General features: G+C 68.9%; 20 protein-coding genes. 18 read left to right on the top strand and 2 right to left on the bottom strand.

Translation table 11 applies throughout. The features are described from left to right. The first annotated feature begins 236 nt into the window (after positions 1-236). The 5 genes from RC1_RS06450 (at position 237) to RC1_RS20705 (ending at position 4,302) form a co-directional block, all read left to right on the top strand. The gene (locus RC1_RS06450; protein WP_012566540.1) at positions 237-1,379 is read left to right on the top strand and encodes an isobutyryl-CoA dehydrogenase; all 1,143 of its coding nucleotides are present in this window, start codon (positions 237-239) and stop codon (positions 1,377-1,379) included. An 82-nt stretch (positions 1,380-1,461) separates the two neighbouring features. After that, entirely contained in the window at positions 1,462-2,556 is a 1,095-nt protein-coding gene (locus tag RC1_RS06445; protein WP_012566539.1) for an enoyl-CoA hydratase/isomerase family protein, read from the top strand. A gap of 70 nt (positions 2,557-2,626) precedes the next feature. After that, complete coding sequence (gene mmsB / locus RC1_RS06440; protein WP_041786117.1) at positions 2,627-3,514, top strand: 3-hydroxyisobutyrate dehydrogenase; 888 nt, start codon at positions 2,627-2,629, stop codon at positions 3,512-3,514. 67 nt (positions 3,515-3,581) lie between these two features. Next, on the top strand, positions 3,582-4,067 hold the full coding sequence (locus RC1_RS06435) for a MarR family winged helix-turn-helix transcriptional regulator (RefSeq protein ID WP_012566537.1): 486 nt from the start codon (positions 3,582-3,584) through the stop codon (positions 4,065-4,067). 19 nt (positions 4,068-4,086) lie between these two features. Continuing rightward, a complete protein-coding gene (locus RC1_RS20705; protein WP_012566536.1) occupies positions 4,087-4,302 on the top strand; it encodes a DUF6898 family protein in 216 nt (71 codons plus the stop codon). Between the two features lie 221 nt (positions 4,303-4,523). Here RC1_RS20705 and RC1_RS06430 read toward each other — a convergent pair whose 3' ends face one another. Continuing rightward, on the bottom strand, positions 4,524-4,967 hold the full coding sequence (locus RC1_RS06430) for a Ros/MucR family transcriptional regulator (RefSeq protein WP_012566535.1): 444 nt from the start codon (positions 4,965-4,967) through the stop codon (positions 4,524-4,526). 432 nt (positions 4,968-5,399) lie between these two features. Here RC1_RS06430 and rpiB point away from each other — a divergent pair, with 432 nt between their 5' ends. The 11 genes from rpiB to RC1_RS06375 all read left to right on the top strand — a co-directional run bounded on the left by rpiB (position 5,400) and on the right by RC1_RS06375 (position 15,765). Beyond that, positions 5,400-5,834, top strand: coding sequence for a ribose 5-phosphate isomerase B (rpiB, locus tag RC1_RS06425; protein ID WP_012566534.1), 435 nt, complete (start codon positions 5,400-5,402; stop codon positions 5,832-5,834). A 34-nt stretch (positions 5,835-5,868) separates the two neighbouring features. Continuing rightward, positions 5,869-7,158, top strand: coding sequence for a serine hydroxymethyltransferase (gene glyA / locus RC1_RS06420; protein WP_012566533.1), 1,290 nt, complete (start codon positions 5,869-5,871; stop codon positions 7,156-7,158). Positions 7,159-7,186: 28 nt separating this feature from the next. Beyond that, complete coding sequence (nrdR, locus tag RC1_RS06415) at positions 7,187-7,651, top strand: transcriptional regulator NrdR (protein ID WP_012566532.1); 465 nt, start codon at positions 7,187-7,189, stop codon at positions 7,649-7,651. A 10-nt stretch (positions 7,652-7,661) separates the two neighbouring features. Beyond that, complete coding sequence (gene ribD / locus RC1_RS06410; protein WP_012566531.1) at positions 7,662-8,801, top strand: bifunctional diaminohydroxyphosphoribosylaminopyrimidine deaminase/5-amino-6-(5-phosphoribosylamino)uracil reductase RibD; 1,140 nt, start codon at positions 7,662-7,664, stop codon at positions 8,799-8,801. A gap of 81 nt (positions 8,802-8,882) precedes the next feature. Continuing rightward, a complete protein-coding gene (locus tag RC1_RS06405; RefSeq protein ID WP_012566530.1) occupies positions 8,883-9,473 on the top strand; it encodes a riboflavin synthase in 591 nt (196 codons plus the stop codon). Next, a complete protein-coding gene (gene ribB / locus RC1_RS06400; RefSeq protein ID WP_012566529.1) occupies positions 9,470-10,618 on the top strand; it encodes a 3,4-dihydroxy-2-butanone-4-phosphate synthase in 1,149 nt (382 codons plus the stop codon). The genes RC1_RS06405 and ribB overlap by 4 nt, the downstream gene beginning before the upstream one ends. Positions 10,619-10,647: 29 nt before the next feature. Next, on the top strand, positions 10,648-11,112 hold the full coding sequence (locus tag RC1_RS06395; protein WP_012566528.1) for a 6,7-dimethyl-8-ribityllumazine synthase: 465 nt from the start codon (positions 10,648-10,650) through the stop codon (positions 11,110-11,112). A gap of 22 nt (positions 11,113-11,134) precedes the next feature. Continuing rightward, on the top strand, positions 11,135-11,674 hold the full coding sequence (gene nusB / locus RC1_RS06390; protein ID WP_012566527.1) for a transcription antitermination factor NusB: 540 nt from the start codon (positions 11,135-11,137) through the stop codon (positions 11,672-11,674). Between the two features lie 30 nt (positions 11,675-11,704). Then, positions 11,705-12,739, top strand: a complete 1,035-nt coding sequence (thiL, locus tag RC1_RS06385; RefSeq protein ID WP_012566526.1) for a thiamine-phosphate kinase — start codon at positions 11,705-11,707, stop codon at positions 12,737-12,739. Positions 12,740-12,915: 176 nt separating this feature from the next. Beyond that, complete coding sequence (locus RC1_RS06380) at positions 12,916-13,368, top strand: flagellar basal body-associated FliL family protein (RefSeq protein ID WP_041785176.1); 453 nt, start codon at positions 12,916-12,918, stop codon at positions 13,366-13,368. A gap of 267 nt (positions 13,369-13,635) precedes the next feature. Continuing rightward, complete coding sequence (locus RC1_RS06375) at positions 13,636-15,765, top strand: sodium-translocating pyrophosphatase (RefSeq protein WP_012566524.1); 2,130 nt, start codon at positions 13,636-13,638, stop codon at positions 15,763-15,765. Between the two features lie 99 nt (positions 15,766-15,864). Here the strand turns inward: RC1_RS06375 and RC1_RS06370 are convergent, their stop codons facing one another. Then, on the bottom strand, positions 15,865-16,332 hold the full coding sequence (locus tag RC1_RS06370) for an outer membrane protein assembly factor BamE (RefSeq protein WP_012566523.1): 468 nt from the start codon (positions 16,330-16,332) through the stop codon (positions 15,865-15,867). Positions 16,333-16,519: 187 nt separating this feature from the next. On the opposite strand from RC1_RS06370, the gene RC1_RS06365 reads away from it, so the two are divergent. Both RC1_RS06365 and RC1_RS06360 read left to right on the top strand, forming a co-directional pair. Then, positions 16,520-17,062 carry a ubiquinol-cytochrome C chaperone family protein gene (locus tag RC1_RS06365; RefSeq protein WP_012566522.1) on the top strand — a complete coding sequence of 181 codons (543 nt, stop codon included), beginning with the start codon at positions 16,520-16,522 and terminating at the stop codon, positions 17,060-17,062. Between the two features lie 5 nt (positions 17,063-17,067). After that, positions 17,068-17,643 carry a YceD family protein gene (locus RC1_RS06360; protein WP_012566521.1) on the top strand — a complete coding sequence of 192 codons (576 nt, stop codon included), beginning with the start codon at positions 17,068-17,070 and terminating at the stop codon, positions 17,641-17,643. The last annotated feature ends 64 nt before the right edge of the window (positions 17,644-17,707 follow it).

Raw genomic sequence — 17,707 nt, 5'->3', positions numbered from 1 at the left:
AGCCGGCCGCTCCTCCGTCGGGCGGCCTGGTGAGAGAACGGCCGGCAGCGGCACGGGTTCCGTGGGGCGAGCCGGCACGCCTTACGGGACCGGCCCCCTGGGGTTCCCCGGCGGGGTTTGCCCGGCGGGGTTTGCCCGACGGGGTTTGCCTGACGGGGTTTGCCCGACGGGGTTTGATTGACAGGGGAAGGGGGCAAACTATCATCGCGGTCCCGATCCCGCAGACCGGCAGGACCATGGACTTCCGCCTCTCCCCCGACCAGACGGCTTTCCAGGAACTCGCCCGCGGCTTCGCGCGCGAGCATCTCGCCCCGAACGCCGCGGCGTGGGACGAGCAGGGCATCTTCCCCGTGGACGTGCTGCGCAAGGCGGCCGCGCTGGGCTTCGCCGGCCTCTACTGCCGGGAGGAACATGGCGGTACCGGCCTCACGCGGCTGGACGCGGCGATCCTGTTCGAGGAACTGTCGGCCGCCTGTCCCTCCACCGCCGCCTATCTGACCATCCACAACATGGTGTCGTGGATGATCGACAGCTTCGGCTCTCCCGCGCAGCGGGCGCGCTGGCTGCCGTCGATGTTCGCCATGGACCGGCTGGGCAGCTACTGCCTGACGGAGCCGGGCAGCGGCTCCGACGCCGCCTCCCTGCGGACCCGGGCCGAGCGGGTGGGCGACCACTACGTGCTGAACGGCACCAAGGCCTTCATCTCCGGCGCCGGTGCGACCGACCTCTACATCGTGATGTGCCGCACCGGCGGGCCGGGGCCGAAGGGCATCTCCGCGCTGGTGGTGGAGAAGGGGACGCCCGGCCTCTCCTTCGGCAAGAAGGAGCGCAAGATGGGCTGGAACAGCCAGCCCACCGCGCAGGTGATCTTCGAGGACTGCCGCGTGCCGGTGGAGAACCGGCTGGGCGAGGAGGGGGAGGGCTTCCGCTTCGCCATGAAGGGGCTGGACGGCGGCCGCATCAACATCGCCGCCTGTTCGCTGGGGGGCGCGCGCACCTGCCTTGAATTGGCGCGCGACCACATGACCGCCCGCCAGCAGTTCGGCAGGCCGATCGCCGAGTTCCAGGCGTTGCAGTTCATGCTGGCCGACATGGCGACGGAGCTGGACGCGGCGCGCCTGATGGTGCATCGCGCCGCCGACGCGCTGGACCGCGGCGACCCGGAGGCCACGACCTTCTGCGCCATGGCGAAGCGCTTCGCCACCGACATCGGCTTCAAGGTCTGTAACGACGCGCTGCAACTGCACGGCGGCTACGGTTATATCAAGGAGTACCCCGTGGAACGGTTCGTCCGCGACCTGCGTGTCCACCAGATCCTGGAAGGCACCAACCAGGTCATGCGGATGATCGTGGCGCGCCGGCTTCTGGCCGGGGCATGAGCGCGGGGCATTGGCGATTTCCCGAGGGGGTGGCCCGGCCGCGGGGCTCCGGTATGGAGCATCGGTGCGGGTGGAACAGGGGATGGGGACGGCATTGACCCAGGATGTGCTGTGTGAAACCAGGGGGCCGCTCGGCCTTGTCACGCTGAACCGGCCGAAGGCGCTGAACGCCTTGACGCTGGGGATGATCCGGGTCCTCGACCCGCAGCTCCAGGCCTGGGCGCGGGATCCGGCGGTGACGGCGGTGCTGATCCGCGGCGCCGGTGACCGTGCCTTCTGCGCCGGCGGCGATGTCCGCGCCGTCCATGACGACGGTCTGGCCTGGAAGAAGGGGGAGAGCGACGGTGCGCTGACGCGCGACTTCTTCCGCGAGGAGTACATCCTCAACCACCGGATCAAGCGTTTTCCCAAGCCCTTCGTGGCGCTGCTCGACGGCATCACCATGGGCGGCGGCGTCGGTCTCTCGGTCCATGGCTCGCACCGGGTGGTGACGGAGAAGACCCTGTTCGCCATGCCGGAGACGGGCATCGGCCTGTTTCCGGATGTCGGCGGCACTTACTTCCTGCCCCGGCTGCCCGGCCGCATCGGCACCTATCTGGCGCTGACCGGCGCCCGGCTGAAGGCGGTGGACCTGCTGCACACCGGCATTGCCACCCACCATGTTCCCGGCGACCGGCTCGACACGCTGGTGGACGATCTCGCGGCCGCTCTCGGGCGCGGGGGGGCGGCGCCGGAGGCGGTGTCGGCGGTTCTCGACCGGCATGCCAGCGAGCCGGCGGGGGAGGCGCTGATCGAGCCCTTCCGGCACGAGATCGACCACAGCTTCGCCTTCTCTTCGGTCGAGGAGATCATGGCCGCGCTGGAACAGTACGGCACCGGCTGGTCCCAGGAGACCGCCCGCACCATGGCCGGGCTGTCGCCGACCAGTCTGAAGGTCACGCTGAAGCAGATGCGAGTCGGCGAAGGGCTCGATTTCGACGCCTGCATGCAGCTTGAATACCGCATGACCCAGGCCTTCATGGCCGGGCACGATTTCTACGAGGGCATCCGCGCCGTGCTGGTGGACAAGGACCGCACCCCGCGCTGGCAGCCGGCCACCCTGGCCGAGGTGACGGAGGAGATGGTGAACCGCCACTTCGCTCCGGTCGGCACGCGGGAACTGGTGTTCACCGACTGACGCGGGACCGTCCGGGGGTGCTTGCCCGGACCGGGGCCAGGCGCGGAACGGCGACAGAGGGAGGATGGCGATGGCGAGCGTGGCGTTCATCGGGCTCGGCAACATGGGCCTGCCGATGGCGGCAAATCTGGTAAAGGCCGGGCATGCCGTGACAGGCTTCGACGTGTCCGAGGCCAATCTGGACGCAGCCGGCAAAGCGGGGATCGCCCGCGCGGCTTCTTCGGCGGATGCCGTGGCGACCGCCGATGCGGTGGTGACGATGCTGCCGGCCGGGCCGCATGTCCGCGGCGTCTATCTGGGCGAGGCCGGGGTGATCGCCCGGGTCCGCCCGGGAACCCTGCTGATCGACAGTTCCACCATCGACGTGGAGACGGCCCGCGCCGTCGCCGACGCCGCCGGGCAGGCCGGCCATGACATGGTGGACGCCCCCGTCTCCGGCGGGACCGGAGGGGCCACAGCCGGCACCCTGACCTTCATGGTCGGCGGCTCGGGCACCGCCTTCGACCGGGCGCGGCCGATTCTGGAGGTCATGGGCAAGACCATCGTCCATGCCGGCGGCCCTGGCACCGGGCAGGCGGCCAAGATCTGCAACAACATGATCCTTGGCATCTCCATGATCGCCGTGGGCGAGGCGTTCGCGCTCGCGGACAAGCTCGGGCTGGAGCGCCAGAAACTCTTCGATATCAGTTCTAAATCTTCGGGTCAGTGCTGGTCGCTGACCAGCTACTGTCCGGTGCCCGGTCCGGTGCCGACGTCGCCCGCGAACCGAGACTATCAGGCGGGATTTACTGCCGACATGATGCTCAAGGACCTGAAGCTGGCGCAGCAGGCCGCCGCCGCCGTTGGCGCATCCACGCCGCTGGGGGCCCAGGCGGCGGCCCTTTACCAACTTTTTTCTGCATCAGGCCGCGGTGATCTGGATTTTTCTGGCATTATCAAGATGCTTAAAGGGCTTTGATCGGTTACTCTCTGTTGCACTTTCATGCGCGAGACCGTATCCGGTCCGACCAGCCCGAACGGGAAGGATGGAGATTGCCTTGCGGCAGCCCTATTACGACAGCATCCTCTTGATCGAACGTCTCCACCGGCACTTCCTGGAAGTCCTCAAGGTGGAGCTGGATCGGCTCGGCATCCAGGACATCAACAACGTCCAGGCCCTGATCCTCTACAACATCGGGGACGACGAGATGACCGTGGGCGAACTGACCGCCCGCGGCTACTATCTTGGCTCGAACGTCTCCTACAACGTCAAGAAGATGTACGAGAACGGCTATCTGGTGCAGGAGCGGTCGCCGCACGACCGGCGCTCCGTCCGCGTCCGGTTGTCGGAGAAGGGGCTGGGGCTCCGGGACAAGGTCAGCGCCCTGTTCGAGCGCCAGATCGAATCCCTGGACAAGGGCGGGCTCTCCTCGGAAGAGCTGGCCCGGGCAAACGAGATCATGCGCAAGCTGGAGCGCTTCTGGTCCGCCTCACTCGACTACAGCAACTTCACGATGACATCGGCCGCATGAGCGGTCGGAGCCTTCCGCCATGGCTGTTTCCGGGGGCTATCTGATCGAGTTCCAGCGGGTCGGATCGATCGTCCGTGTCTCGGCGATCGATCCGGTCACGAACACCGAGGTAGTGATCCAGGGTCCTGCGACAGCAGGACAGGAAACCCTCAGCCGGGCGGCGGTGAACAAGCTCCGTTTTGTCCTGGCCCGCGGGCAGCAGGGCGGCCCGGCATCATCTCCACGCACCCGCTGACCCGTCCCACCCGGAGATTTCGTCCCCATCCCTTCTCCATCGGCTGTTCCGCGCACTCCCTGTTCCTGGGACAACTGGCAGGAGTGCTGCCGCACCTTCCACGCCGCCGGGCATCCGACCGGGCAGAATCGGTGCAAGAGAAAAAGGCCGCCCCGGGGGGGCGGCCTTTCCAGTCTGTGCGATGACTTCCCGCCGGATCGGGCGATCCGGCCGGCACCGGATCAGGACGCGCGGCGGCGCGCCTGCCGGGTTGAAGAACGGCCCAGACCGATCTTCTTCGCAAAATCGGAGCGCTGCGCCGCATAGTTGGGCGCGACCATCGGATAGTCGGGCGGCAGGCCCCACTTCACGCGGTATTCGTCCGGCGTCATGTTGTAGGTGGAGCGGAGATGCCGCTTCAGCATCTTCAGCTTCTTGCCGTCTTCCAGGCAGACGATGTATTCGGGCGTGACCGACTTCTTGATCGGCACGGCGGGGCGCGGCGGCTCGGCCTGCGTCTCCCGGCCGGCGCCCTGCAACCCGTTCAGGGAGCTGTAGACCGTATTGATGACTTCCGGGATCTGCTGGGTCGGCAGCGTATTCTTGCCCACGTAGGCGGAGACAATCTCCGCCGTCATGCGCAGGAGATCGCTAACGGGAATGTCATTCGCCTGCTGATCCGTCATTGCTAGTGTCCTGACCGTTCCTTGAATGTGGAATTACCGCTTGGCATAGGCTCCCTTGGGTGTCAATGAAAAAGGTAGCCGATCTGTTCCAGGTTATTTTGAGCGGTTTTGAACCACAAGTTACCGCCGTGATCTGGCCATATGAACGCTGGTGACATGCGGCCGGAAACTGAATGGACTAGACCTCTGTAGTAGTGTCTTTCGGTTCGATATAGCGCGGCGAAGCTCCGCGACTTAGCCCCATACCACCCGCGAAGTGCGACAAGATGGAACGGATTTCAGCAGACCTTGGGCGCGATTCGCTTTGCCAAGGCCCGCGCGTCCGGCAATCCGGACCTGCGGAGGCATCCCCGGCTGGAACTGGTGCGGCCGTCCGTCATCTGATAGGGTCCGCATCGGTTATGACCCCCTAGGTTTGGGATTCTGACGCCGATGACCGCCGAAACCATCGCCATCGCTTCCGATCACGCCGGCTACGACCTGAAGGCCTCGCTGAAGGAGATGCTGGAGGGGGAGGGGCGTGCGGTGCTCGATCTCGGCACCGACGGTCGTGAGTCCGTGGATTATCCGGATTTCGCCGACGTCATCGCCGCCGCCCTGAAGGACGGGCGGGCGCAGCGGGGCATCCTGATCTGCGGTACGGGCATCGGCATCAGCATCGCTGCCAATCGTCACCGGCATGTGCGCGCCGCACTCTGCCACGATATCACGACGGCCCGTCTGTCGAGACAGCACAACGACGCCAATGTCCTGGTCCTGGGGGCCCGGACGACCGGGATCGAGGTCGCGCGCGACTGCGCCGCCACCTTCCTGGCGACGCCCTACGAGGGGGGTCGCCATGCCCGCCGCGTCGCCAAGCTCGGCTGACGGTCCGGATCGAGAGCACTGAGGATAGCCACACATGGACATGCAGACGGGTTCCCGCTTCTTCACCGACCGGCTCGCGGACAGCGATCCGGACCTGTTCCAGGCCATCCGCAGCGAGCTGACCCGGCAGCAGGATCAGATCGAGCTGATCGCCTCCGAGAACATCGTCTCGCAGGCGGTGCTGGAAGCGCAGGGCTCGGTGCTGACCAACAAGTATGCCGAGGGCTATGCCGGCCGGCGCTACTACGGCGGCTGCGAGTACGTGGACATCGCCGAGACGCTGGCGATCGAGCGCGCCAAGGCGCTGTTCGGCTGCGCCTACGCGAACGTGCAGCCGCATTCCGGCGCGCAGGCGAACCAGGCCGTGTTCATGGCGCTGCTCCAGCCCGGCGACACCTTCATGGGCATGGATCTCGCGGCCGGCGGCCATCTCACGCACGGCGCCCCGGCCAACCAGTCGGGCAAGTGGTTCAAGGTCGTCAGCTACGGCGTGCGCCGCGACGACCATCTGATCGACTATGAGGAGGTCGAGGCCAAGGCCCGCGAGCACAGGCCGAAGCTGATCATCGCCGGCGGCTCTGCCTATCCCCGCCAGATCGACTTCGCCCGCTTCCGCCGCATCGCGGACGAGATCGGCGCCTATCTCATGGTGGACATGGCGCACTATGCCGGCCTTGTCGCCGCGGGCGTCTATCCCAGCCCGCTGCCGCACGCGCATGTGGTGACCACCACCACGCACAAGACGCTGCGCGGCCCGCGCGGCGGCATGATCCTCTCGAACGATCCGGAACTGGGCAAGAAGTTCAACTCCGCCGTCTTCCCCGGCCTCCAGGGCGGCCCGCTGATGCATGTCATCGCCGCCAAGGCGGTCGCCTTCGGCGAGGCGCTGCGGCCGGAGTTCAAGGCCTATGCCCAGGCGGTCGTGGACAATGCCCGGGTGCTGGCGGACCGGCTGGTCGCCGGCGGCCTGGACATCGTCTCCGGCGGCACCGACAGCCACATCGTGCTGGTGGACCTGCGCCCGAAGCGGCTGACCGGCAAGGCGGCCGAGGCGACGCTGGAGCATGCCGGCATGACCTGCAACAAGAACGGCGTGCCGTTCGACCCGGAGAAGCCTCTGGTCACCTCCGGCGTCCGCCTGGGCAGCCCGGCGGCCACGACCCGCGGCTTCGGCACGGCCGAGTTCGCGCAGGTCGGCGACCTGATCGTGGAGGTGCTGGACGGGCTCGCCCGCTCCAACGGCGACAACACCGCGACGGAGACGCGGGTGCGGGAGCAGGTGCGCGCGCTGTGCCACCGCTTCCCGATCTACCCGGCGCTGTAAGAAGAGAACTGCGGGGGAGGGGGACTGCATGCGCTGCCCGTTCTGTGGGAACGACGATACCCAGGTGAAGGACTCGCGGCCGACAGAGGACAATTCCGCCATCCGGCGGCGGCGCTTCTGCCCGGCCTGCGGGGCCCGCTTCACCACTTTCGAACGGGTGCAGCTCCGCGAACTGACCGTGGTCAAGAGCGGCGGGTCGCGGGAGCCCTTCGACCGCGAGAAGCTGCTGCGCTCCATGCGGATCGCCCTGCGCAAACGCCCGGTCGATGCCGACCGCATCGACCGGGTCGTCAACTCCATCGTGCGTCAGCTCGAATCCTCCGGGGAGACGGAGATTCCGTCCAGCCAGATCGGCGAGATGGTGATGGTCCACCTGGGCACCTTGGACAAGGTCGCCTATGTCCGGTACGCCTCGGTCTACAAGGACTTCAGGGAAGTCACCGACTTCAACCAGTTCGTGGAGACGCTGCGCACCGACGCGCCGGCGGGGTGAGCGACAGTCCATGACCGCTTCGCCCTCCGTGGCTGCGGGCCGGTTCTCCGACCAGGACCGCGCCCACATGCGGGCCGCCCTTACCCTTGCGGCCCGGGGCCTGGGCCGTGTCTGGCCGAACCCCTCCGTCGGCTGCGTGCTGGTCCGCGAGGGCCGCGTCGTCGGCCGTGGCGTCACCGGGGCCGGCGGCCGACCGCACGGTGAGACGGAAGCCCTGCGCCAGGCCGGGGAGCAGGCCCGCGGCGCCACCGCCTATGTCAGTCTGGAACCCTGCAACCATCACGGCAGGACACCGCCCTGCACCGAGGCGCTGATGGCGGCGGGCGTCGCCCGCGTCGTCGTCGCCTGCGAGGATCCGGACCCCCGCGTGTCCGGCGGCGGGCTGGCGCGGCTGCGGGCGGCCGGTCTGGAGGTCGCGTCCGGGCTGCTGGAGGCCGAGGCGCAGGAGCTTAACGCCGGTTTCTTCCTGCGCATCCGCGAGGGCCGGCCGCTGGTGACGCTGAAGCTCGCCACTTCGCTGGACGGCCGCATCGCCACCCGCACGGGGGAGAGCCGCTGGATCACCGGCCCGGTGGCGCGGGCCTGGGGGCACGGGCTGCGCGCCAGCCACGACGCCATCCTGGTCGGCATCGGCACGGCGCTGGCGGACGATCCGGAGCTGACCTGCCGGCTGCCGGGGATGGCGGATCGCTCGCCCGTCCGCATCGTGCTGGACAGCCGGCTGCGGCTGCCGCTCACCAGCAGGCTGGTGCGGACGGCCGACCGCACGCCGGTCTGGCTCATCACGCGGCCGGACGCGGCGGAGCCCGCGCGGATGGCGGCCTTCGCCGACTGCGGCGTGGACCTGATCCCGGTCGAACCCGGTCCGGGGGGGGAGATTCCCCTGCCGCAGGCCCTGCGCACCCTGGCCGCCCGCGGTATCACCCGTGTGCTGGCGGAAGGCGGGGCGCGCCTGGCGGCGTCGCTGCTGCGCGACGGTCTGGCCGACCGGCTGGAATGGTTCCGTGCCGGCCTGCTGCTGGGCGGCGACGCGCTGCCGGCCGCCGTCGGCTTCGGCGCGGACCGGCTGGCCGACGCGCCCCGCTACGAGCGCATCGCCGTCCGGCCCGCCGGTGAGGACCTGCTGGAGAGCTATCGCCGCCGCGGCTGAGAAGGCCGGCTCCGACCGCGCGGCGGTGACCGCGCATCCAAAACGCTCGCCAGGGGGCGGGGGACATCCTAGGTTAGCTGCATGTTCACAGGCATCATCACAGACGTCGGCCATGTCGCCGCCATCGAGCGGCGGGGCGACACCCGTTTCACCATCGGAACCCGCTATGACACGGCGGCCATTGATCTGGGCGCCAGCATCGCCTGCAACGGCTGCTGCCTGACCGTGGTCGAACTGCTGCCCGGCGCCTTCCGCGTGGACGCCTCGGGGGAGACCCTGTCGAAGACAACCCTGGGGGACTGGCAGGTGGGCACGCCGGTCAACCTGGAACGGGCCCTGCGCCTGGGCGACGAGCTGGGCGGCCATATCGTCTCCGGCCATGTCGACGGCGTGGCGGAGGTGCTCTCGGTCGTGCCGGAAGGCGACAGCACGCGCTGGCGCTTCCGGGTGCCGGACGCGCTGGCCCGTTTCATCGCGCCGAAGGGATCGGTGGCGCTTGACGGCGTCTCGCTCACGGTCAATGAAGTGGACGGCCCCGTGTTCGGGGTGAACATCATTCCGCACACCCGTGCCCACACGACCTTCGGGACGCTCCGGCCCGGCGGCCGCGTGAACATGGAGGTTGACATGCTGGCCCGGTACGTGGCGCGGCTGGCGGAGAGCCTGGGATGACCGCGATGGACGATGTCCGCCTGCCGCCCGAGGACCGGACGGTGCTCTCCAGCACGGAAGAGCTGATCGAGGAGGCCCGCGCCGGCCGCATGTTCATCCTGGTCGATGACGAGGACCGGGAGAACGAGGGCGATCTGGTGATCCCGGCCCAGATGGCGACGCCGGATGTCATCAACTTCATGGCCAAGCACGGACGCGGGCTGGTCTGCCTCGCCATGGACGGTGAGCAGATCGGGCGGCTGAACCTGCCCCTGATGGCGCAGCAGAACGGCACCCGGCACCAGACCGCCTTCACCGTCTCCATCGAGGCGCGCACGGGCGTCACCACGGGTATCTCCGCGGCCGACCGGGCGCGCACCATCCAGGTCGCCATCGACCCGGCCAGCACGCCGTCGGACATCGTGACGCCGGGGCATGTCTTCCCGTTGCTGGCGCGCGAGGGCGGCGTTCTCGTCCGCGCCGGCCATACCGAGGCGTCGGTGGACTTCGCCCGCATGGCCGGGCTGCTGCCGTCTGGCGTGATCTGCGAGATCATGAACGACGACGGCACCATGGCGCGGCTGCCCGATCTGGTCGGTTTCGCCCAGCGCCACGGGCTGAAGATCGGCACCATCGCCGACCTGATCGCCTACCGCCGCCGCACCGAGACGTTGATCGAGCGTGTCTACCGCACCTCGATCACCAGCCATCACGGCGGCCATTTCGAGATGATCGTGTACCGCAACCGCATCAGCGGGGCGGAGCATATCGCTCTGGTCAAGGGCAGCATCGCCGGCGGCGGCCCCGTGCTGGTCCGCATGCATGCGCTGGACGTGATCCACGACCTGCTGGGTGACGCCCGCCGCGGGCCCGGCGGAGAGCTGCCGGCGGCGATGGAGGCGGTCGCCGCGGAGGGGCGCGGCGTCATCGTCGTCCTGCGCGAAGCACAGCCCTTCAGCCTGCCCGAGCGGTTGCGCGCCATGGACGCCGATGCCCAGCACCCCGCCGGGGAACTGCGCGACTATGGTGTCGGCGCCCAGATACTGAACGATCTCGGCGTGCGCGAGATGGAACTGCTCACCAACACCAAGAAGACGGTGGTGGGGCTGGAGGGCTACGGCTTGACCATCGTCGGCCAGCGCGGCATACCCACCCGCCCGGCCTGACGGCCGGCCCATCCGAGGAGACGACCGCCATGGCCGACGCGCCGCACATCATGATCGTCGAGGCCCGGTTCTACGAGGACCTCGCCGACGAAATGGTCCGGGGCGCCATCGCCGAGCTGGACAAGGCCGGCGCCACCTATGAGCGGTTCAGCGTGCCCGGCGCCTTCGAGATCCCCGCGGCGATCCAGTTCGCCGTCCGCTCGATGGACTTCTATTCCGGCCGCCGCCGCTTTGACGGCTATGTCGCCCTGGGCTGCGTCATCCGCGGCGAGACCACGCATTACGACTACGTCTGCGTGGAGAGCGCGCGGGGTCTGCAGGACCTGGCCTTGCGTCACACCCTTGCGATCGGGTACGGCATCCTGACCGTGGAGAATGAGGAGCAGGCCTGGGCCCGCGCCTCCGTCGCCCACAAGAACAAGGGCGGGGGTGCTGCGCGCGCCTGCCTTGATATGATCGAGCTGAAGCGCCAGTTCCGGCTCTACGCCCGCTGACCCGCCGCAAGGCCGGACCGAGATGCCCCCTAAGAAGACAGTTTCCCCGCCGTCCCCGGCCGCCGAGCCGGTTCCGCCCAAGCCGACCGGGTCGGCCAAGGCACGGCGCAGCGCCGCCCGGCTCGCCGCCGTGCAGGCGCTCTATCAGATCGAACTGGGCGGCACGCCCAGCGAGACGGCGATCGGCGAGTTCGTGCGCCACCGTCTCGGCCAGGAGATCGACGGCGACCGCTACGTCTCCGCCGACCCGCAGCTCTTCGCGGACATCGTGCGCGGGGTCATGGCCCGGCAGGCCGATGTGGACCAACTCGTCACCGGGGTGCTGGACCGGCAGTGGGGGCTGGACCGGATGGAGCCGATCCTGCGCGCCATCCTGCGCGCCGGCGCCTGGGAGCTGCTGGGCAACACCGGCGTGGCGCCGCACATCGTCATCAACGACTACATCGACGTCGGTCACGCCTTCTTCGCCGGCCGCGAGCCGGGAATGGTCAACGGCGTGCTCGACCGTATCGCCCGCCAGCTCCGTCCCGAGGAGATGGCGACGCGCGAGACGCGCCGGTGAGGGGGGATCGCCCGTGACCGGGGCCGTCCCGTGACCGGGCAGGGCGCGACCCCGGCCGCGCCCGGTTCCGCCGCCCCCGCGGCTGCGGGTGAGTTCGGCCGCATCGACCGCTATCTGAAGCCGCTCGCCCAGGGCTACCCCGGGGCCTTCGGACTGACCGACGATGCCGGCACCGTTGCCGTGCCGGCGGGCATGGAACTGGTCGTCACCACAGATGCCATGGTCGCCGGCGTGCATTTCCTCCCCGATGACCCGCCGGAGGACATCGCCGCCAAGCTGCTGCGGGTCAACCTCTCCGATCTTGCCGCCAAGGGTGCTGTACCGCTGGCCTACAGCCTGGTCACGGCACTGCCGCGGGACTGCGCGGAAGACTGGCTGGCCCGCTTCTGCGCCGGGCTGGGCGGGGATCAGCAGCGCTACGGCATCCACCTGCTGGGCGGTGACTCCGTCTCGACCTCCGGTCCGGTGACGCTGACGGTCAGCGCCCTGGGGCTGGTCCCGGCCGGGCGGATGGTGCGGCGGGCGGGGGCGCGTCCCGGCGATCTGGTCTTCGTGACCGGAACGGTGGGCGATGCAGCCCTGGCCCTGCTGCGCGTGCTCGGACGGGAGCCGGCGGCACTGCCGCAGGCGGCGGACTGGGCGCCGCTGGTCGCCCGGCTGCGGCGGCCTGAGCCGCGTCTGGCCTTCGCCCCGGCTCTGCGCGATCTTGCCAGCGCCGGGCTGGACGTGTCCGACGGGCTGGTCGCGGACCTCGGCCATATCGCGGCCGTCTCCGGCGTGGCGATCGAGATCCGGGCGGACAGGCTGCCCCTGTCCGCGGCGGCGCGGACTCTCCTTGCGGCGGCGCCGGACCTGCTGGCGACGGTGCTGACCGGCGGCGACGACTATGAACTGGCCTTCACCGCCCCGGCGGCGCGGGAGGCGGCGGTGCTCGCCGCCGGCCGGGCCTGTGGCGTGCCTGTGACCGGGATCGGCCGTGTTCTCGCCGGGGCGCCGGCCGTCACGGTGCTGGACGCCTCAGGCGCGCCCCTGCCGCTCGACCGCGCCGGCTGGCAGCATTTCTGACGACCGCTCCCGCCGCGGCGGGGCCTCCGGCGGGGATGGTGCTTGAGGAAATCGAAAGGACTGCTGTGGCCTTATCCGGGTGATTGCCGCAGCGTCCGCGGCGGGCCCCCATCGCCTTGCCCGCCTGCCGGGGCTATACTCCTTCCGGACGCGCCATCCCGGCGCCGGGACCGCCCATGAAAAAGATCGTCTTGTTCGCGCTCGCGCTCCTGATGCTGATCGGCGGCGGTGTCGGCGGTTACATCATGTTCGGTCAGCACAAGGACGGCGCCCACGCCGCCGAGGAGAAGCCGAAGCCGGTGGGGCCGCCGGCCTTCGTCACCATCGGGCCGCTGATCCTGCCCGTGATCGGGGACAAGAGGGTGGAGCAGACGGTCATGCTGACGGTCGCCATCGAGGTGCCGGACGAGGCGACGAAGGAGCAGGTCAAGCAGATCTCCCCGCGCCTGAACGCCGCCTTCCTCACGGCCCTCTACGGCAACATCGGCAAGGCGCAGGTCCTTGACGGCCAGATCATCGACGTGGCCGGCGTCCGCTCCAAACTGATGGAGGCCGCCGTCAAGGAGCTGGGGGCGGACGTGGTCAAGGATGTGCTGATCCAGACGGTCAGCCAGCGCCCCGCCTATTGACGGAGTGACCCGGTTCCGCCCCCCGGAAACCGTCCGGCCGGTGCTGCGACGGCGGAATGACGCACGCCTTCCGGATAGGCTCCGGACACGCCAAAACCCCAGCAATCCTGCGGCCTTTCGGCCGATCTGACGCCCTGCCATGTGATTGCCAAGAAAATGCCACCGTGGCATTTTCCCGGCACTCTTCTGGCGCCGGCCGAGCCAAGCCCGACCGGGTCCTCGAACGAGGCCGACCCGCCGGTGCCGCCAACGGGCTAAGGGAACGTCATGACAACAACCGTGCTACTCTTCGTGCTGGCCTGCGGCCTGCTCGCCATCGCCTACGGCGTGATCACGTCGCGGTCGGTGCTGGCGGCGAGCCCGGGCAACGCGCGCATGCAGGAAATCGCCCAGGCGATCCAGATCGGCGCCAGCGCCTACCTGAACCGCCAGTATTCGACCATCGCCATCGTCGGCGGCGTCATCTTCGTGGTCGTGTGGCTGCTTCTCGGCCTGCATGTCGGCATCGGCTTCCTGATCGGCGCGATCCTGTCGGCCGCGGCCGGCTATATCGGCATGAACGTCTCGGTCCGGGCCAACGTGCGGACGGCGGAGGCTTCCCGCCAGGGGCTGGCGAGCGGCCTGTCCATCGCCTTCCGCGCGGGTGCGGTCACCGGCATGCTGGTGGCCGGTCTCGCGCTGCTGGCGGTCGCGGGCTACTACTTCGCCCTGATTTCGATGGAGTTCGTCGATCGCGCCCTGATCGACGCGCTGGTCGCGCTCGGCTTCGGCGCCTCGCTGATCTCCATCTTCGCGCGTCTGGGCGGCGGCATCTTCACCAAGGGCGCCGACGTGGGCGCCGATCTGGTGGGCAAGGTCGAGGCGGGCATTCCCGAGGACGATCCCCGCAACCCGGCCGTGATCGCCGACAATGTGGGCGACAACGTGGGTGACTGCGCCGGCATGGCGGCCGACCTGTTCGAGACCTATGCGGTGACGGTCGTGGCCACCATGGTGCTGGCCTCGATCTTCTTCGCGGGTCAGGCGTTCCTGCCGGAGATGATGGTCTATCCGCTGGCGATCGGCGGCGTCTGCATCATCACCTCCATCATCGGCACCTACTTCGTGAAGCTGGGTGCCAGCAACAACATCATGGGCGCCCTCTACAAGGGCTTCATCGCCTGCGGCGTGCTCTCGCTCGGCGCCATCGCCGCGGTGACCGCCTGGGTGCTGCCGGAGGGCTTCGCCACGACCCTGAGCGTCGCCGGCAAGAGCTTCACCGGCATGAGCCTGTATCTCTGCGCCGTGATCGGTCTGGCCGTGACGGGTCTGATCGTCTGGATCACGGAGTACTACACCGGCACCGACTACCGCCCGGTGAAGTCCGTCGCGCAGTCCTCCACCACCGGCCATGGCACCAACGTGATCCAGGGTCTGGCGGTGTCCATGGAGGCGACGGCCCTGCCGGCGCTGGTGATCTGCGCCGCCATCATCGGCACCTACCTGCTGGCGGGCCTGTTCGGCATCGCCATCGCGGTGACCAGCATGCTGGCGGTGGCCGGCATGGTCGTGGCGCTGGACGCCTACGGGCCGGTGACGGACAACGGCGGCGGCATCGCCGAGATGGCGGATCTGCCGAAGGATGTCCGTGTCACCACCGACGCGCTGGACGCGGTGGGCAACACCACGAAGGCCGTGACCAAGGGCTACGCCATCGGCTCGGCCGGTCTCGGCGCCCTGGTGCTGTTCGCCGCCTACAACGAGGACCTCAAGTACTTCATCGCCAACCCGGCGCAGTACCCGTACTTCGCCGGGCTTGAGGGCCAGCTCAACTTCGGGCTCGACAACCCCTTCGTCGTCGTCGGCCTGATCATCGGCGGCCTGCTGCCGTACCTGTTCGGTGCCATGGGCATGACCGCCGTCGGCCGCGCCGCCGGCTCCGTGGTGGAGGAGGTGCGTCGCCAGTTCCGCGAGAACAGCGGCATCATGGCCGGCACCAGCAAGCCCGACTACGGCCGTGCCGTGGACATGCTGACCCGTGCGGCGATCAAGGAGATGATCATCCCCTCGCTGCTGCCGGTGCTGGCGCCGGTGGTGCTGTTCTTCGTGATCTTCCTCATCGCCGGTAAGGGCGCCGCCTTCTCGGCCGTCGGCGCCATGCTGCTGGGCGTGATCGTCACCGGCCTGTTCGTCGCCATCTCGATGACCTCGGGCGGCGGCGCCTGGGACAACGCCAAGAAGTACATCGAGGAAGGCCATCACGGCGGCAAGGGGTCCGACGCCCACAAGGCGGCGGTGACCGGCGATACCGTCGGTGACCCCTACAAGGACACGGCGGGCCCCGCCGTCAACCCGATGATCAAGATCACCAACATCGTGGCCCTGCTGCTGCTGGCGATCCTCGCCCACAGCGGCTGACGCTTCCGACGTTCGGAATGAAGAAGCCCCGGAACCGCAAGGTTCCGGGGCTTTCTTTTCGTATCGGCCGGTCCGTCGGGATCCGGCCTCGGCCGGACTCTATCGCCGGCCGCCCTTCTTCTTGTCGTCGTCCTTCTTCTTCCGCGTCGGCCGGTTCAGGTTGCCGACGAGCTGTTCGAGGAAGCTCATGTCATGCCCGACCGTGGGCGTCGTTGCCTCGGACGGATCGATGGCGCGGGCGGCGTTGCCGTCGATCTCGTCCAGGGCGGCGACGGTGCCGTTGCCGTCGAAGCGGATGCGGACGATCCGCTGCTCCACCACGTCAGGCTGGAAGAAGGCGGTCTGCTCCGTGCGGCGGCCGATATAGTACCAGACGTTCGGATCGACCGTGCCGGTCGCCGTCGGATAGCCGAGCAGGTACTGCACTTGGTCGCGCGAGGTCGAACCGGGCTGGATCTCCGACAGGCGCTGGGTGTCGGTCAGATTCCCGCGGGTGGCGACGATCGGCGAGCAGCCGGCCAGCGCAAGGCCGGCGGTCAGAAGCAGGAGGGTGGATCGCTTGTGCATCGTCTGAGGCGTCGCTGTTTCCGGAGGGCCGCACGCGGCGTCGCATCGGGGGCGGGGACTCCAAGGTCTGCTTGACTGCCCCGGCTCCTTGCCCCATTTGGCGGGTGACATTCGCATCCGCCGCCGCGGCCTGTCAACGACGCCCCCGTCGTCGGCAGGCCCCGTGCCTCTTCTGGACACGCTTCCCGTGCTGACACGCCTGTTCCGTCCGAACCCCAAGCGCACCGTGGCGCTGCTTTATGGCCGCATCGTGACCCAGGCGCGCCAGCCCGGCTTTTTCCGGGACTGCGGCGTGCCCGACACCTTCGAGGGGCGCTTCGAGATGGTGGCGCTGCACGCCTGGCTGGTCATGCGCCGGCTGGCGAAGGAGGGGGAGAGGGCGGCCGCCTTCAACCAGGCACTGTTCGACTTCATGTTCGCGGAGCTGGATTCCGGGCTGCGGGAAATCGGAGTCTACGATCTCAGCGTCGGGCGCAAGGTGAAGGAACTGGCGTCCCACTATTACGGGCGCGTCGCCGCCTACGACTCGGGGCTGGCGCCGGATGCAGCACCCGGGGCGCTGGAGGATGCGCTGGACCGGAACCTGTTCGGTTCCACCCTGCCGGAGCGGGCGGCCGTCCACCGGGTCGCCGACTATGTGAGGCGCGAGGCCGCCTTCCTGGACACCTTCCCGGCGGACCGTCTGCTGGCGGGCGAGGTCGCGTTCGGGCCGGCGCCGCGAGCGGAGTGATCGAAATGACAGAGACTGCAAGGACGGCGCCGGAATTCTCCCGGCCCGTGATCGCCGATACCGTGTCGCCCGGCGGCATGGTCGAGAAGATCGAGGCGAGGCCCGGGGAACGCGCGGCCCTGGCCCGCCGCTTCGACCTCCAGGACATCGCCTTCCTGAAGGCGACGGTGCGCCTGCGCCGGGTGCGGGGGGAGATGATCCGTGTCACGGGAGAGCTGGAAGCGGACGTGACGCAGACCTGCGTCGTTACGCTGGAGCCGGTGGCCGCCCATGTCGCGGACAGCTTCTCCGCGCTCTTCGCGCCGGACCATCTTCTGCCCAAGGAGACGGAGGAGGAGGCGTTCGAGGTCTCCTTCGCCGCGACGGAGGACGCCGACGTGCCCGAGGCGATGCCCCGCGGCATCATCGATATCGGGGAACTGGCCGCGCAGCACCTGTCGCTGGCGCTCGATCCCTATCCCCGCAAGGAAGGCGCCAGCTTCGAGGACATCGTGGAGCCGGAGGAAGAGGCCGAGGCCGAGGCCGAGGCGGCCCGGCCCAATCCCTTCGCTGAGCTTGCAAGGCTGAAGCGGCCCACCTAAAGTCAGGATTCTCGCTTGCCCCCTGGGAGCAATTCCAGTATCCAAGCGCTCCGACCCAGGCGGC

The organism is Rhodospirillum centenum SW, from assembly GCF_000016185.1.
In the GTDB taxonomy this organism is placed as follows: domain Bacteria; phylum Pseudomonadota; class Alphaproteobacteria; order Azospirillales; family Azospirillaceae; genus Rhodocista; species Rhodocista centena.
The sequence above is the reverse complement of the archived record's forward strand: the minus strand, read 5'-3'. Positions and strand labels throughout refer to the sequence as shown.

Excerpts from the sequence above, each read along its gene's own strand:
- RC1_RS06370 (WP_012566523.1), bottom strand. The coding sequence starts at position 16,332 with ATGCACAAGCGATCCACCCTCCTGCTTCTGACCGCCGGCCTTGCGCTG.
- RC1_RS06450 (WP_012566540.1), top strand. The coding sequence starts at position 237 with ATGGACTTCCGCCTCTCCCCCGACCAGACGGCTTTCCAGGAACTCGCC.
- RC1_RS20705 (WP_012566536.1), top strand. The coding sequence starts at position 4,087 with ATGGCTGTTTCCGGGGGCTATCTGATCGAGTTCCAGCGGGTCGGATCG.
- RC1_RS06430 (WP_012566535.1), bottom strand. The coding sequence starts at position 4,967 with ATGACGGATCAGCAGGCGAATGACATTCCCGTTAGCGATCTCCTGCGC.
- mmsB (WP_041786117.1), top strand. The coding sequence starts at position 2,627 with ATGGCGAGCGTGGCGTTCATCGGGCTCGGCAACATGGGCCTGCCGATG.
- RC1_RS06435 (WP_012566537.1), top strand. The coding sequence starts at position 3,582 with ATGGAGATTGCCTTGCGGCAGCCCTATTACGACAGCATCCTCTTGATC.
- RC1_RS06380 (WP_041785176.1), top strand. The coding sequence starts at position 12,916 with ATGAAAAAGATCGTCTTGTTCGCGCTCGCGCTCCTGATGCTGATCGGC.
- RC1_RS06445 (WP_012566539.1), top strand. The coding sequence starts at position 1,462 with ATGGGGACGGCATTGACCCAGGATGTGCTGTGTGAAACCAGGGGGCCG.
- ribD (WP_012566531.1), top strand. The coding sequence starts at position 7,662 with ATGACCGCTTCGCCCTCCGTGGCTGCGGGCCGGTTCTCCGACCAGGAC.
- rpiB (WP_012566534.1), top strand. The coding sequence starts at position 5,400 with ATGACCGCCGAAACCATCGCCATCGCTTCCGATCACGCCGGCTACGAC.
- glyA (WP_012566533.1), top strand. The coding sequence starts at position 5,869 with ATGGACATGCAGACGGGTTCCCGCTTCTTCACCGACCGGCTCGCGGAC.
- ribB (WP_012566529.1), top strand. The coding sequence starts at position 9,470 with ATGACCGCGATGGACGATGTCCGCCTGCCGCCCGAGGACCGGACGGTG.
- RC1_RS06395 (WP_012566528.1), top strand. The coding sequence starts at position 10,648 with ATGGCCGACGCGCCGCACATCATGATCGTCGAGGCCCGGTTCTACGAG.
- RC1_RS06405 (WP_012566530.1), top strand. The coding sequence starts at position 8,883 with ATGTTCACAGGCATCATCACAGACGTCGGCCATGTCGCCGCCATCGAG.
- nrdR (WP_012566532.1), top strand. The coding sequence starts at position 7,187 with ATGCGCTGCCCGTTCTGTGGGAACGACGATACCCAGGTGAAGGACTCG.
- RC1_RS06375 (WP_012566524.1), top strand. The coding sequence starts at position 13,636 with ATGACAACAACCGTGCTACTCTTCGTGCTGGCCTGCGGCCTGCTCGCC.
- nusB (WP_012566527.1), top strand. The coding sequence starts at position 11,135 with ATGCCCCCTAAGAAGACAGTTTCCCCGCCGTCCCCGGCCGCCGAGCCG.
- RC1_RS06360 (WP_012566521.1), top strand. The coding sequence starts at position 17,068 with ATGACAGAGACTGCAAGGACGGCGCCGGAATTCTCCCGGCCCGTGATC.